We start from the raw sequence: 14,174 nt of genomic DNA, 5'->3' as shown, positions 1-14,174 counted from the left end.
TCTTCCTTCTCCCCTTGTGGGAGAAGGTGGCGCGAAGCGCCGGATGAGGGGTCTCTATCGGCGAACTCAAATTGTAAGAGAGGTCGCGGAGAGGGACCCCTCACCCGTCTCGCCGCTACGCGGCGAGCCACCCTCTCCCACAAGGGGAGAGGGTGAAGAGAACTACGGCCGGTTCGGATCGAACCGCTTCTCCAGTCCCTTCCAGCAATCCGCGTAATCATCCTGCAGCGTCGACGCATTCGCGGCGTGCGCGGTGACGCGCTGCGGGTAGCGGGTCTCGAACATGAAGGCCATGGTGCCCGTCAGCTTCACCGGCTTCAGCTCGCCGTTGCTGGCGTGCTCGAAGGCGTCGCGGTCGGGGCCGTGAGGCAGCATGCAATTGTGCAGGCTGATGCCGCCGGGGACGAAGCCCTGCGGCTTGGCGTCGTAGACGCCGTAGATCAGGCCCATGAACTCGCTCATGATGTTCATGTGATACCACGGCGGACGGAACGTGTTGTCCGCGACCATCCAGCGCTCGGGGAAGATGACGAAGTCGATATTCGCGGTGCCCGCGGTCTCCGACGGCGAGGTCAGCACCGTGAAGATCGAGGGATCGGGATGGTCGAAGCCGATCGCGCCGACCGGCGCGAAGGTGCGCAGATCGTATTTGTACGGCGCGTAATTGCCGTGCCAGGCGACGACGTCGATCGGCGAATGCGGCAGCGTGGTCTTGAACAGCGACCCGCCCCATTTCACGAACAGCTCGGTCGGCGTGTCCTTGTCCTCGTAGTTCGCAACCGGCGTGAGGAAGTCGCGCGCATTGGCGAGGCAGTTGGCGCCGATCGGCCCGCGCTCCGGCAGCGTGAAGGCGCCGCCGTAGTTTTCGCAGAGATAGCCGCGTGCCGGACCGTTCGGAATCTCGACGCGGAATTTGACGCCACGCGGGATCACCACGATCTCGCCGGGCTCAGCGTCGATGCGGCCGAACTCGGTGACGAGGCGAAGATTGCCCTGCTGAAGCACGAACATCAGCTCGCCGTCGGCATTATAGAAGTGCTGGTCCACCATCGACTTGGTGATGAGATAGACATGCGCGGCCATGCCGGCCTGGGTGTTCACGTCGCCCGCGGTCGTCATCGTTTGCACGCCCTGGACGAAGGTGACCTCCTCCTTCGGCAGCGGCGTCGGGTCCCAGCGCAGCTGCGCGATCGGCAGATCATATTCATGACACGGCGCCGAGCGCCACAGGCCGGCATCGACCTTCTCGAAGCGGCCGGAATGCTTCACCGACGGACGGATGCGATAGAGCCAGGAGCGCTCATTGGTGCCGCGCGGCGCCGTGAAGGGCGAGCCGGAAAGCTGCTCGGCATAAAGCCCATAGGCGCAGCGCTGCGGCGAGTTGCGGCCGATCGGCAGCGCGCCGGGCAATGCTTCGGTCTCAAAGCTGTTGCCGAAGCCGGACATATAGCCCGGCGTCACCTGGGCCGAGCTGCGGATGACCTGATCAGGCGAGGTATTGATGTTCATGACTATCCTCCTCCTTGCAGGGCGGCCCACATTTCCTGGTCGCGCTTGTCGGTCCAGATCACGGGATCGTCAATGCCCGACGCTTCGTCGTAGGCACGCGACACGTTGAACGGCAGGCAGTGCTCGTAGATGGCGAAGCTGTGGAACTTCGGATCCATCACCTCGCGCGTCGCCGCCATCGATTCCTTCAGCGTGCGGCCCTTGGCGACCGAGATCTCGGCCGCGCCATAGAGCGAGGTGACGAAGTCGCGCGTCATCGCAATGGCTTCGCGCACGGTGGCTGTACCCTTCAGCGCATCGCCGCGGCCCGGCGCGATCGCCTTCGGATTGAAGTTGCGAATCTCGTTCAGCGTCAGCGGCCATTCGCGCAAGTGGGCATCACCGCAATAGCAGGCCGAGTGGTATTCGATGAGATCACCGGAGAACATCACCTCGGCATCCGGCACCCAGGCGACGATGTCGCCCGAGGTGTGGCCCGCGCCGAGCTGCATCAAGCGCACTTCGCGCTTGCCGAGATAGATCGACATCTCGCCTTCAAAAGTCAGCGTCGGCCAGGTCAGGCCGGGGATGCTCTGCGCATCCTGGAACAGGCGCGGGAAACGGCCGTACTCGGAATCCCAATCCTGCTTGCCGCGCTCTTCGATCAGCCGATAGGTCTCCTGCGAAGCGACGATTCCTTGCGCCTTGTACGCGGAGGCCCCCAACACGCGCACGGCGTGGTAGTGCGAGAGCACGACATACTTGATCGGCTTGTCGGTGACGGCCTTGACGCGCTCGATCACCTTGTTGGCCATCGCTGGCGTCGCCTGCGCGTCGAACACGAGGCAGCCGTCATCGCCGACGATGATGGCGGTGTTCGGGTCGCCCTCGGCGGTGAAGGCGTAGAGGTCGGTGCCGATCTCGGAGAAAGTGATCTTCTTTTCGGAGAGATCGCCGGTGGATGCGAAGTTCTTCGCCATCAGTTCATCCTTGAGTCTTGGGTCATTGTTGTTGCTGTTGTTGCTGCTGGCCGTCGATCATGCGGCGTTTCGCCAGCACGAGCGCGTCCCGCAGCACGTCGATATCGCCGATATGGTTGGCGAGGATCAGCACCAGCGCCGCGTCGAAATCGGCGCTCTGCTCCTCCGTGAGACCACGATGCGCTTCGACGATGGCGCGAAAGGCATCGTCGGGCCGCGCGAAGTTGGAACTGGTCGAAAGCGGCATGCGAAACCTCAATTCAAGCCTGCGGCGCGCGATAATGCTGCCGCGATCGCCTCACGCGTCGGATGACGGAAGCGCGCGGCGACGTAGCCATCGGGCCTGAGCAGATAGGCCGCACCCGGCTCGGCGTCGTAGCGCCTGGCGACCAGGCCTTGGGGGTCCACAAGCCCACCCTCGCCGCCGATGCGGATATCCTTCACGCCATCGGGCACATCGATCGCCGCGCCATTGCTGAACGACAGCAGGGTAAAATCCGTTCCACCCTTGCAGAACGCATCGGTCAGATAGGCCTGCTCGCCTGCGCGCGTCGTAACCGGCGCATCGAGCATGGAACAGCCCGGCGACGGTCCACCACGCCACGCATCCGCATCGCGCGATGACAGCGGCGAGTCGTAGCTGCACGGCACCGAGAGCCGGCCGCCGTTGACCATGCGCTTGCCGAACTCGGTCTCCTTCGCCAGCGACAGCACCGCCTTGCGCAGCCGTGCTTCCTGATGCGAGTTCGGCGCCATGAAATCGGTCGAGCGGGTGGACTCGCGGATGTTCTCGTCAGCAGCCAGACTGCGCTCGACATGATAGGTCTCGAGCAGGCTTGCGGGCGAGGCGCCACGCAGCACGCGGTCGAGCTTCCAGGACAAATTCTCGGCGTCCTCGAGCCCCGAGTTCGCGCCGCGCGCGCCGAAGGGCGAAACCTGGTGCGCGGAATCGCCGGCAAAGATCACGCGGCCATGGATGAAGCGGTCCATCCGCCGGCACTGGAACTTGTAGAGCGAGATCCACTCGAACTCGAACTTGTCGTGGCCGAGCATGCGCGCGATCCGCGGCCGCACGTTCTCGGGCTTCTTCTCGACGACGGGATCGGCGTAACGATTGAGCTGAAGGTCGATGCGCCAGACATCGTCGGGCTGCCGGTGCAGCAGCGCTGAACGTCCCGCATGAAACGGCGGATCGAACCAGAACCAACGCTCGGTCGGGAATTCCGCAGTCATCTTGACGTCGGCGATTAGGAACTGATCCTCGAACACCTGTCCTGCGAATTCTGCGCCGACCATCTGCCGCAGCGACGAGCGCGCGCCATCGCAGGCGACGACATATTGCGCGTGCAGGCGATAGGCACCATCAGGCGTCTCGATCGTCAGCGCGACGGAGTCGTTGCGCTGCTCGACCGCCGTCACCTCGTTGCGCCAGCGCAGATCAACGCCGGGCAGATCGCCGATGCGATCGACCAGATAGGCCTCGGCGTAATATTGCTGAAGGTTGATGAAGGCCGGCCGCTTGTGACCGTCCTCCGGCAGCAAGTTGAACTGATAGAGCTGCGACTCGCCGTGAAAGATCCGGCCAACGCTCCACACCACGCCCTTGTCGACCATGCGGTCGGCGACGCCGAGCCGGTCCCAATATTCCAGCGAGCGTTTTGAGAAGCAGATCGCGCGCGAACCTTCGCCGATGCGGTCGGCATCATCCAGAAGGACGACGCGCTGGCCGCGCTGGGCGAGATCAATCGCCAGCGACAGCCCGACGGGCCCTGCGCCGACGACCACCACCGGATGCTCAGCCGGACTTCGGCCGGGGCGATCCTGGTCTGCGTGGCGGCGATAGCCGAACTGGGATTTGGCCTGATGCGTATTGGCGGGCGCCATACACTAACCTCGGCTCTGGTCAGGAGAGGACTGATCTGCTAGATAGTCTCACGTGCAACTATTTTGGACCGGAGCCGGCCGGCCGTCAACTGGAATTCGGAGTGCCCCCTTGGCGAGGACATCCAGCGACATCGCGCTGAAGACACGGCAGGCCGATGAGGCTTCACCGCGGCCAAAGTCACGGCTCGATCTGTTCAAGTTCGTGCCGTTCCGCCTCAACCGGCTTGCGGCGGAGGTGAGTTCCGCGCTCGCGGTCGAATATCAGGAGCGGCACGGCATCGACATTCCGGCCTGGCGCGTGATCGCGACGCTCGGTTTCCGCAACGATGCCTGCAGCGCGCAGTACATCTCGCAATGCACCCGCACGCACAAATCCACGATCAGCCGCGCTGTCACCACGTTGCTGCATGAGGAGCTGATCGAGCGGGTCGAGAACGAAGCCGACCGCCGCGAATTCCGCCTGCAACTGACGAAGAAGGGCCGCACGCTGTACGAGGAGCTGTTTCCGCAATTGCTGCGCCGTGAGGACGAGATTTTAGCTTGCCTCTCCACGCAGGAGCGCAAGCAGCTCTCGGCCCTGCTCGGCAAGATCGAGCAGAGCCTCGATTTGATCCAGACCAGTGAAGAGGCTGACGCCAAGCAGGCGTATTAGCCCCCGCCGTCATTTCGCAAACGACCGTGACGGCGGCAGGTGCAGCGCCCAGGCGTCGACCTTGCCGCTGGCGCGCGGATAGATCTCCGTCACGATCGGATCATGGCCGGGGATGAATCGATCAGGGTGGCCGGCGAGGCGCTCGATGGTCTCCCAGCCCTGCGCCATATCGCCGACATTGTAGACGATCGGGAACGGGCTCTTGCGCTGGAGATTGGCGTAATAGTGTGCGGCATCGGACGCCAGCACCACCGGCCCGCGCGCGGTCTCGACCTTGACCACCTGCAGGCCGTCGGAATGGCCGCCGACCCGGTGCACGGTGACACCCGGCGCGATCTCACCGTCGCCGGAATAGAAGGTGACGCGTTCGCCATAGACATGGCGCACCATCAGCGTGACGTGCTCGACCGAGAACGGATGTCGCAGCAGTCCGTTGCACATGCAGCGCCCCGTCGCGTAGGCCATCTCCCGCTCCTGGAGATGGAAGCGCGCGTTCGGGAAGCGGTCGAGATTGCCGGCATGGTCGTAATGCAGATGCGTGACGATGATGTCGCGAATGCTCGACGCCGCGACGCCAAAGCGCTCCAGCGCGTCGACTGGATTGAGCGTCAGCTTGCGCGCCCGCAACCCCGCCTCCTCGGCATTGAAGCCGGTATCGACCAGAATGTCGCGGCCGCCGCCGCGGATCAGCCAAACGAAGTAGTCGAGATCCTGCGCCGCGCTGTCATGCGGATCGGGCGCCAGGAAGTTCATGCTGGGGGTGCGCGGCGACATCGTCGCGTAACGCAGTGCGTAGATTTCGTAGACGTTTCCCATGATTTTGCTTTTCTGATTGGATCTTCGGGGACGATCGACCGCACCAAGCCATTGTCCGCCGAAAAGGTCAAACGCCGCGCATGCCGGTGAAGACCCGAGCCAATGTGAGATCAATCACATTTTGGTCGCCATCACTGCCCTAGCATGGCTGCCACAATGCCCAATTGGATCGCGTCGAGCAAAACCATGACAGCCCGTTCATTCCGCTTGCGGCGCGCCCCCGCGTTGCGGTCAATCGCCGCGATAACGCCGAATCTCCAAGCGGTTGACGCCCCCCTTCCCCGGTTTGATAATGCCTAGAGCGTAAGTTAAGGTCGCCGCGGCGCAAGCTGGGATCGGCGCCTTTTTGGCTGGACCGCGCTGATTATGAAAATTCGCTTCCTGTTCCTTCTCCCATTGCTCGTTTCACTCGTCCCGACCGCGCCGTCGCTTGCGGCTGGCGACCGCTTTGCGCTGATCATCGGCAACGCGAAATACCCGGATGCGGACGCCCCGCTGAAGGAACCGATCAACGATGCGCGCGACATCGCCGACGAGCTCAAGCGCGACGGCTTTTCCGTCGAGATCGGTGAGAACCTGACGGGCGACGGCATGCGCCGCGCCTTCGACAAGCTCTACGGCAAGATCAAGCCCGGCTCGGTGGCGCTGGTGTTCTTCAGCGGGTTCGGCATCCAGTCGGCGCGCCAGAGCTACATGCTGCCGATCGATGCGCAGATCTGGACCGAATCCGACGTGCGCCGCGACGGCTTCAGTCTCGAGCTGGTACTCGGCGAACTCAACACCCGTGGCGCCGGCGTCAAGATCGCGCTGATCGATGCCTCCAGGCGCAACCCATTCGAGCGCCGGTTCCGCAGCTTCTCGGCCGGCCTGACCCCAGTCATCGCGCCGAACGGCACGCTGGTGATGTATTCGGCGGCGCTGGCCTCGGTGGTTTCGGATGCCGGCGGCGAGCACAGCCTGTTCGTGCAGGAGCTGCTGAAAGAGATCCGCGTCCCCGACCTGATGGCGGAAGAAACGCTGAACCGCACCAAGATGGGCGTCACCCGCGCCTCGCGCGGCGAGCAGGTGCCGTGGATATCCTCTTCACTCGCCGAGGATTTCTCGTTCATTCCGGGAGCAGCGGGATCACGCCCGACGGCAAACACGCCGCCACCGCCTCCCGCGCCGCCTGTCGTCGCGAACAACCCGCCGCCGGCACCACCCGCGCCGCCAGCTCCGCCTCCGGCGACAAAGCCGGCCGAAACGGTCGCAGCCCCGGCGCCTCCCCCTCCGCCCGCACCGGCCCCGTCGCCGAAGCCGCAGGTCGAGGCCGCCCTGCCGCCGCCGCCCCCGCCGGTGAAACCGGCCGATCCCGCCCCGGGGCCGAGCCTGGACAGCGGGCCGAGCGCGGCTGTCCTGGCAGAGGATCCCACCATCAAGGGCCTGACCGCCAAGATCGCGGCCAATCCTGACGACGTGAACGCGCTGTACCGGCGCGGCCAAGTCTATGCCAGCAAGGGCGCCTACAGCCTTGCCATCAAGGATTTCGACGACACGCTGCGGATCAATTCGAAGGACGTCGAGGCGCTCAACAACCGCTGCTGGACCCGCACCGTGGTCGGCGACCTCCAGGCCGCGCTGAAGGATTGCAACGAGGCGCTGCGGCTGCGGCCGAACTTCGTCGATGCGCTGGATAGCCGGGGCCTCGTTAATTTGAAGTCCGGCGCGGTGAAGAACGCCATCGCCGATTTCGACGCGGCCCTGCGGATCAATCCGCGCCTGACCTCCTCGCTCTACGGACGAGGTCTCGCCAAGCAGCGCAACGGCTCCGCCCAGGAAGGCGCACTCGACATCGCCAATGCCAAGGCGATGGACCCGAACATCGTTCAGGAATTCGCAAGCTACGGAGTACGCTAGTATTTTTTTGAGTTGAGGCCACACGCGCCTCGAACCCTCGGCGGCCCAGAACAGACCAATGGACGGATGCCGCAGGCGGCCTTGCCCGGGGGCCTCTCGCAGAAATTTTGGAACCGCGCAGGCTGACTGCGCAGGAGGGACTGGCAATGAGATTGGCTGCAAAAAGATTTACCGCGATCCTGTCCATCGTCACGATCGGCGCCGCTCTGTCGCTGACGACCCCGCTCGCATTCGCCGGCGACGACGGCAACAGCAAGAACGTCACCGAAGACGAAATCGTCCGCGCGCTGGCGCCGCCGCCGAAGAAGCCGCTGACCCGTGGCCTCTCGATCGCCCCGCAGGCCGATCCCGTGCCGAACGCGGCAGAGACCAAGCTGATCCAGTCCGTGCGCGGCCGCTCGACCCGTTCGCTGTCGTCGACCGAGCGCGAGGAGATCGCGTCTGCCGCCAAGGACAAGCCGAACATCGATCTCGAGATCACCTTCGACTACAACTCGGCCAATATCAGCGCCAAGTCGATGCCCTCGGTGCAGGCGCTCGGCCGTGCGCTGACCAGCCCGGACCTGAAGGGTTCGACCTTCGTGGTAGCCGGCCACACCGACGCCGCCGGCGGCGAGTCCTACAACCAGGACCTGTCGGAGCGCCGCGCGGATTCGATCAAGCGCTACCTCGTCGAGAAGTACAGCATCTCGGCAACCGACCTCGTCACGGTCGGCTACGGCAAGAGCAAGCTGAAGGATCCGGCGCAGCCGATGGCCGAGGTCAATCGCCGCGTGCAGGTCGTCAACATGGAAAACAAGACCACCGCATCGAAGTAATCACGACGTAATCCTTTGAAGTGACCCGTCGTGATGTGGTGTAAAGTCATGCTGCCAAAGCGCGTCCCGCAGCCTTGCGGGACGCTGCTTTATTTCAGGGAAATGCTCTCAGCGGGCCTCGTACGGACGGCCGTGAGCCAGGCCAGGATGATCCGGCGATGAACCTCTCCGAATATCTCAAGCCGGCCGGAACCGTGCTCTTCGTCGTCGTCCTCGGCGTCGGCTATTATCTGTTCGAGCATCGGCGCCGCCCCGAGGTGAAGGAGACGCCGAGCGAGGCGCTCGTCATCGTGACGAAGTCGACCAATGCCTGCTTCTCCGACCTCGTGCGTGTGACCGGCTTCTTTGTGCCGCGCCGCGAGGCGGTGGTGATCGCCGACCAGGAAGGCTCCAAGGTCACCGACGTCTTCGTCACCGAAGGCACCATGGTCACCGAAAATCAGGAGCTGGCGCGCCTCACGCCGCCGCCGCAGATTCCTGGCCAGCCGCAGCGGCCCGGTCCGCAAGGCCCGATCTCGCTGAAGGCGCCCGCCCCCGGCCTCGTGACGGAAGTCCGCACCATCGTCGGCGCCCCCGCCTCGCCGCAGGCCGGCCCGATGTTCCGCATCGCCGTCAACAACGAGATCGAGCTCGACGCGCAGGTTCCGGCAGTGCACATGCCCAAGCTCAGCGCCGGCGCGACCGTACGCATCAGCCGCGACGATGCGCCCGATCTGATCGGCCGGGTCCGGCTGGTCGCACCCGAAATCGACCGCACCACACAGCTCGGCCGCGTCCGCATCAGCGTCACCAACAATCCTTCGCTGAAGGTTGGCGTCTTCGCCCGCGCGTCGATCGACGCTAAGCGAAGCTGCGGCGTCGCGGTTCCCAAGACCGCGATCGACCATCTCACCGTGCAGGTCGTCAAAGGCAACATTGTCGAGACGCGCAAGGTGCGGGTCGGACTGTCGTCCGATACCGCGACGGAAATCCTGGAAGGCCTCGACGTCGGCGAAATCGTCGTGGCCGACGCCGGCTCTTCGCTCCATGACGGCGACCAGATCAAGACCATGTTCGCCGATGAACTCGATCGCACGCGGGTACGCTGATGGCTCTCAATATTTCGGCATGGTCGATTCGTCATCCGCTGCCGTCGGTCGTCTTTTCGATCATCCTCCTGGTCCTCGGCTGGACCTCCTTCGTCAAGCTCGCGGTGACGCGGCTGCCGTCGGCCGACATTCCCGTGATCTCGGTCGCGGTGTCGCAGTTCGGCGCGGCGCCCGCCGAACTCGAATCCCAAGTCACCAAGACGGTTGAAGACGCCGTCTCCGGCGTCGAGGGCGTGCGGCACATCACCTCCTCCATCACCGACGGCCTGTCGGTGACCACCATCCAGTTCGCACTGGAGACCAACACCGACCGCGCGCTCAACGACGTCAAGGACGCGGTGACGCGCGTGCGCTCGAACCTGCCGCAGAACGTCACCGAGCCGTTGATCCAGCGTGTCGACGTGATCGGCCTGCCGATCGTCACCTATGCCGCGATCTCGCCCGGCAAGACACCAGAGCAGCTCTCTTATTTCGTCGACGACGTGGTCAAGCGCGCACTGCAGGGCGTGCGCGGCGTCGCCCAGGTCGAGCGCATCGGTGGTGTCGAGCGCGAGATCCTGGTCTCGCTCGATCCCGACCGTTTGCAGGCAATGGGGCTCACCGCCGTCAATGTCAGCCAGAGCCTGCGTGGCACCAATGTCGACGTCGCCGGTGGCCGCGCCGAAATCGGCAAGAACGACCAGGCGATCCGCACACTGGCCGGCGCCAAGACGCTGAGCGACCTTGCCGGTACCATGGTTCCGCTGTTCGGCGGCGGCGAGGTGCGGCTCGATGACCTCGGCACCGTCACCGACACCATCGCCGACCGCCGCACCTTCGCCCGCTTCAACGGCGAGCCGGTGGTCGCGCTCGGCATCAAGCGCTCCAAGGGCGCGAGCGATGTGAAGGTCGCCGATGCCGTGCAGAAGCGCATCAATGCGCTCAAGGCAGCCTATCCCGACGTCGACCTCAAGCTGATCGACACCTCGGTCGAATACACCAACGGCAACTACGAAGCGGCGATCTCGACCCTGTTCGAGGGCGCCATCCTGGCCGTCGTGATCGTGCTGCTGTTCCTGCGCGATCTGCGCGCCACCATCATCGCCGCGATCTCGTTGCCCTTGTCGATCTTCCCGGCGTTCTGGGCGATGGACCTGCTCGGTTTCTCGCTGAACCTCGTCAGCTTCCTCGCCATCACGCTCTCGACAGGTATTCTCGTCGACGACGCCATTGTCGAGATCGAGAACATCGTCCGGCACATGAACATGGGCAAATCGCCCTATCGTGCCGCGCTGGAAGCCGCCGACGAGATCGGCCTTGCGGTGATCGCGATCTCGCTCACCATCATCGCGATCTTCGCGCCGGCAAGCTTCATGTCAGGCATCGCCGGACAGTTCTTCAAGCAGTTTGGCATCACCGTCTCGGTGCAGGTGTTCTTCTCGCTGCTCGCGGCGCGCTTCGTCACGCCGGTGCTTGCCGCCTACTTCCTCAAGCATGGCAATCACGAGGAGCCGCCGCCCGGGCGCGTGCTGCGGTCCTATCACCGGATCGTGGCCTGGTCGGTGAAGCACTATTTCATCACGGTGCTGATCGGCTTCGGCATCTTCGCCGCCTCGATCTGGAGCATCACGCTGCTGCCGCAGGGCTTCCTGCCGGCGCAGGACAGCGCGCGCTCGCTGCTCGCGCTCGAACTGCCGCCGGGTACCCAGCTCGCCTACACCGAAAAGGTCACCGAGGACATCGTCGCGCGGCTGCGCAAGCGGCCCGAAGTGAAGAGCATCTTCGTTGACGGCGGACGCGTTCCACCGGGCACGCAGGAAGTCCGCCGCGCCGCCCTGATCATCAATTACACGCCCAAGGCCGACCGCGACATCACCCAGCGCGAGCTGGAGTTCTCGATCAGCCAGGAGCTGGAGAACATTCCGGACATCCGCTTCTGGTTCCTCGACGAGAATGGCCTGCGCGCCATCTCGCTCGTCGTGACAGGCGTCGACGCCAACATCGTCAACAACGTCGCCAGTGAGCTCGCGACGCAGATGAAGCGAATTCCGACCATCTCCAACGTGATCTCGGAAACCACGCTGGAGCGGCCCGAATTGCGCGTCGAGCCGCGCGCCGATCTCGCCGCGCGCCTCGGCGTCTCCACCGAGAGCCTGTCGCAGACCATCCGCGTCGCCACCATCGGCGACGTCGGCCCCGCGCTCGCCAAATTCGACGTCGGCGACCGCCTGGTCCCGGTCCGCGTCCAGCTCGAGGATGCCGCGCGCGGCAATCTGAAGACACTCGAGCAGTTGCGCGTGCCGCTCGGCGAGCACGGCGAGAAGGGCGGCGTGCCGCTGTCAGTCATCGCCGACGTCAAGCTCGACCAGGGCCCGACCAGCATCAACCGCTACGACCGCGAGCGGCAGGCCACCGTCGCCGCCGACCTCGTCGGGTCGGCCGCGCTCGGCGACGCCACCAAGAAGATCTACGACCTGCCTGTGATGAAGACCTTGCCGAAGAGCGTGAAGGTCTCACCCTCCGGCGACGCCGAAAGCCTGAACGAGCTGTCCGACGGCTTCGCCACCGCGATCACGGCGGGCCTGATGATGGTCTACGCGGTGCTGGTGCTGCTGTTCGGCACCTTCCTGCAGCCGATCACCATCCTGTTCTCGCTGCCGCTCTCGATCGGCGGCGCGATCGCGGCCCTGCTCATCACCGGCAAGCAGCTCACCACGCCAGTCTGGATCGGCATCCTGATGCTGATGGGCATCGTCACCAAGAACGCGATCATGCTGGTGGAGTTCGCCATCGAAGCCATTCACGCCGGCAAGCCGCGCGACGAAGCCATGATCGATGCCGGCATGAAGCGCGCCCGCCCGATCGTGATGACCACGATCGCGATGGCGGCCGGCATGATGCCGAGCGCGCTCGCGGTTGGCGCCGGCGGCGAGTTCCGCTCGCCGATGGCGCTCGCAGTGATCGGCGGCCTGATCTTCTCGACCATCCTGTCGCTGGTGTTCGTGCCCGCGATGTTCATGGTGATGGACGATCTCGGCGCCCTGATCTGGCGCTTCGGCAAGCGGCTGATCGTGCACAGCGAGGATACCGAGGCGGCCAGCCATCACGACGCTTCGGATGCGCCAGCGCCGAGGCCGAAGAACATGGTGCACCCCGCGGCGGAGTAGATGTTTCCCCTCCCGATCGCGGGCTCGACATGCGCAGGTTAAGTGTTATCTTTTGAGCATGAACCTCGTAAGCCGCACGCTGGAACTCGACGCCGACACTGATGCCCGTCTCAGGGAGATTGCCTCTGAGCGTGGTAAGGATGTTGCAACGGTGCTCGCCGAGGCCGTCGCGCTGCTGGATTCGGTCATCGACCTCTCAGGTCCGGATCTCGCAGAGGATCGCGATCGCTATGAGGAATTCAAACGCACCAGACTTGCCGTCCCCATCGACGACGTCAAGGCATGGGCGGCGAGCTGGGGCTCGGCCAACGAGCTTCCTCGGCCACAACCACGCAAGATCAGATGATCCTGCTTTCGCCCGCCGCTCTGGACGATATGGAGCGGCTGCGAAGCTTCCTTGACGCAGTTAGTCCCGACACCACCACACGTGCCCTGCGGTTGATCTGGAAGGCCATCGATCGGCTGTCGGAAATTCCGTCCCTTGGCAAACCAGCGGAAGAGGACGGCATCCGCCAGATTGTTATCCGGTTCGGTTCATCCGGTTACGTCATCGTTGCCGAGACGGGTGATATTCTCATCACGCGGCTCTGGCACGGTCGTGAGGAACGCACCTGACGTCCCTACTCGTTCCGCGCGATCGCGGTCAGCTTGGTCATGTTCCTCAGCAGGATCCGCCCGCGCTGGAGATCCAGGATCGCTTCCTTGCGCCAGGCCTGAAGCTGGCGGTTGACGCTCTCGCGGGCAGCGCCGACGAAGATGCCGAGCTGCTCCTGCGAGATGTGCACCTCGGAGCCGAAATCGGCGGCGAGTGCGCAGAGCCGTCGCGCCAGGCGCACCGGCAGCGGCTGCAGCATGGATTCTTCCATGCGCTCGCTCTGCCAGCGGATGCGCTGGCACAACAGCGCGATGATCTTGATCGCGACCTTCGGCTCGCGCTCGAGAAAGCCGAGGAAATCCTCGCGCCGCAGCACGAACAGCTCGCTGACTTCGCCCGCGGTCGCATCCGCCGTACGGCTCTGGCCGTCCAGCACCGCGACCTCGCCGAACAGGTCACCCGGGCCCATGAAATTCAGCGTCAGCCGGCTGCCGTCGGAGGCGCCGGTTTCGATGCGGACCTGGCCGCGCCGCACGCCGAACAGCGCGTCCCCGGCATCGCCCTTCTGGAACAGCACCTCGCCATTCCCAAGATGCTGGGTGTGGCAAAGGTTGGACAGCCGCTGGAGCTCGTCTGCGCCGAGATCGGCGAACATCGGGTTCATCTTCAGGATGACCGCAAATTCGGCCTGCTTGCTCATTTCAACTTCCTTGTGAACTTTCCTGTCAATTTCGGCGGCAAATCGTTTGGAACCATCAGCGTCAGAATCGCGTAAAACCGCGCCGGAGAAGTGTGTCATAAGTCACATAAC

Annotated in this window: 13 protein-coding genes; 7 read left to right on the top strand and 6 right to left on the bottom strand. The window is 64.4% G+C overall.

Annotated elements, in window-relative coordinates:
- Positions 1–162: 162 nt before the first annotated feature.
- The 4 genes from hmgA to RAD16_RS32315 are packed head-to-tail and all read right to left on the bottom strand — an operon-like array spanning position 163 to position 4,352.
- Positions 163–1,509 (bottom strand): homogentisate 1,2-dioxygenase, encoded by a 1,347-nt coding sequence (gene hmgA / locus RAD16_RS32330; protein WP_458161879.1) that lies wholly within the window; start codon positions 1,507–1,509, stop codon positions 163–165.
- A gap of 2 nt (positions 1,510–1,511) precedes the next feature.
- Positions 1,512–2,468: an MBL fold metallo-hydrolase gene (locus RAD16_RS32325; protein ID WP_458161878.1), complete on the bottom strand. Its 957-nt coding sequence runs from the start codon at positions 2,466–2,468 to the stop codon at positions 1,512–1,514.
- A 22-nt stretch (positions 2,469–2,490) separates the two neighbouring features.
- Positions 2,491–2,715, bottom strand: a complete 225-nt coding sequence (locus tag RAD16_RS32320; protein ID WP_129274078.1) for a DUF2783 domain-containing protein — start codon at positions 2,713–2,715, stop codon at positions 2,491–2,493.
- An 8-nt stretch (positions 2,716–2,723) separates the two neighbouring features.
- Positions 2,724–4,352, bottom strand: coding sequence for an FAD-dependent oxidoreductase (locus tag RAD16_RS32315; protein ID WP_458161877.1), 1,629 nt, complete (start codon positions 4,350–4,352; stop codon positions 2,724–2,726).
- A gap of 109 nt (positions 4,353–4,461) precedes the next feature.
- Between RAD16_RS32315 and RAD16_RS32310 the strand changes: the two genes are divergently transcribed.
- Positions 4,462–5,004, top strand: a complete 543-nt coding sequence (locus RAD16_RS32310; protein WP_458161875.1) for a MarR family winged helix-turn-helix transcriptional regulator — start codon at positions 4,462–4,464, stop codon at positions 5,002–5,004.
- A gap of 9 nt (positions 5,005–5,013) precedes the next feature.
- Here the strand turns inward: RAD16_RS32310 and RAD16_RS32305 are convergent, their stop codons facing one another.
- Positions 5,014–5,820: an N-acyl homoserine lactonase family protein gene (locus RAD16_RS32305; RefSeq protein ID WP_458161874.1), complete on the bottom strand. Its 807-nt coding sequence runs from the start codon at positions 5,818–5,820 to the stop codon at positions 5,014–5,016.
- Between the two features lie 366 nt (positions 5,821–6,186).
- Here RAD16_RS32305 and RAD16_RS32300 point away from each other — a divergent pair, with 366 nt between their 5' ends.
- From RAD16_RS32300 to RAD16_RS32275, 6 genes are all read left to right on the top strand, one after another.
- Entirely contained in the window at positions 6,187–7,716 is a 1,530-nt protein-coding gene (locus tag RAD16_RS32300; protein ID WP_458161873.1) for a caspase family protein, read from the top strand.
- Between the two features lie 146 nt (positions 7,717–7,862).
- Complete coding sequence (locus tag RAD16_RS32295; protein ID WP_458161872.1) at positions 7,863–8,534, top strand: OmpA family protein; 672 nt, start codon at positions 7,863–7,865, stop codon at positions 8,532–8,534.
- 158 nt (positions 8,535–8,692) lie between these two features.
- Positions 8,693–9,622, top strand: a complete 930-nt coding sequence (locus RAD16_RS32290) for an efflux RND transporter periplasmic adaptor subunit (protein ID WP_458161871.1) — start codon at positions 8,693–8,695, stop codon at positions 9,620–9,622.
- A complete protein-coding gene (locus RAD16_RS32285; RefSeq protein ID WP_458161870.1) occupies positions 9,622–12,768 on the top strand; it encodes an efflux RND transporter permease subunit in 3,147 nt (1,048 codons plus the stop codon). Before RAD16_RS32290 ends, RAD16_RS32285 begins: the two co-directional genes overlap by 1 nt.
- A 58-nt stretch (positions 12,769–12,826) precedes the next feature.
- A complete protein-coding gene (locus tag RAD16_RS32280; RefSeq protein ID WP_458161963.1) occupies positions 12,827–13,114 on the top strand; it encodes a hypothetical protein in 288 nt (95 codons plus the stop codon).
- Complete coding sequence (locus RAD16_RS32275) at positions 13,111–13,383, top strand: type II toxin-antitoxin system RelE/ParE family toxin (RefSeq protein ID WP_458161869.1); 273 nt, start codon at positions 13,111–13,113, stop codon at positions 13,381–13,383. Before RAD16_RS32280 ends, RAD16_RS32275 begins: the two co-directional genes overlap by 4 nt.
- A 5-nt stretch (positions 13,384–13,388) precedes the next feature.
- Here RAD16_RS32275 and RAD16_RS32270 read toward each other — a convergent pair whose 3' ends face one another.
- Positions 13,389–14,063 carry a Crp/Fnr family transcriptional regulator gene (locus RAD16_RS32270; protein WP_458161868.1) on the bottom strand — a complete coding sequence of 225 codons (675 nt, stop codon included), beginning with the start codon at positions 14,061–14,063 and terminating at the stop codon, positions 13,389–13,391.
- Between the last annotated feature and the right edge of the window lie 111 nt (positions 14,064–14,174).

This window comes from Bradyrhizobium sp. 18BD (assembly GCF_054185225.1).
This window is presented reverse-complemented; position numbering and strand designations above follow the sequence as displayed.

Bases quoted from the DNA above. Each gene is read 5' to 3' on its own strand.
- hmgA (WP_458161879.1), bottom strand. From the start codon at position 1,509: ATGAACATCAATACCTCGCCTGATCAGGTCATCCGCAGCTCGGCCCAG.
- RAD16_RS32325 (WP_458161878.1), bottom strand. From the start codon at position 2,468: ATGGCGAAGAACTTCGCATCCACCGGCGATCTCTCCGAAAAGAAGATC.
- RAD16_RS32320 (WP_129274078.1), bottom strand. From the start codon at position 2,715: ATGCCGCTTTCGACCAGTTCCAACTTCGCGCGGCCCGACGATGCCTTT.
- RAD16_RS32315 (WP_458161877.1), bottom strand. From the start codon at position 4,352: ATGGCGCCCGCCAATACGCATCAGGCCAAATCCCAGTTCGGCTATCGC.
- RAD16_RS32305 (WP_458161874.1), bottom strand. From the start codon at position 5,820: ATGGGAAACGTCTACGAAATCTACGCACTGCGTTACGCGACGATGTCG.
- RAD16_RS32300 (WP_458161873.1), top strand. From the start codon at position 6,187: ATGAAAATTCGCTTCCTGTTCCTTCTCCCATTGCTCGTTTCACTCGTC.
- RAD16_RS32295 (WP_458161872.1), top strand. From the start codon at position 7,863: ATGAGATTGGCTGCAAAAAGATTTACCGCGATCCTGTCCATCGTCACG.
- RAD16_RS32290 (WP_458161871.1), top strand. From the start codon at position 8,693: ATGAACCTCTCCGAATATCTCAAGCCGGCCGGAACCGTGCTCTTCGTC.
- RAD16_RS32285 (WP_458161870.1), top strand. From the start codon at position 9,622: ATGGCTCTCAATATTTCGGCATGGTCGATTCGTCATCCGCTGCCGTCG.
- RAD16_RS32280 (WP_458161963.1), top strand. From the start codon at position 12,827: ATGAACCTCGTAAGCCGCACGCTGGAACTCGACGCCGACACTGATGCC.
- RAD16_RS32275 (WP_458161869.1), top strand. From the start codon at position 13,111: ATGATCCTGCTTTCGCCCGCCGCTCTGGACGATATGGAGCGGCTGCGA.
- RAD16_RS32270 (WP_458161868.1), bottom strand. From the start codon at position 14,063: ATGAGCAAGCAGGCCGAATTTGCGGTCATCCTGAAGATGAACCCGATG.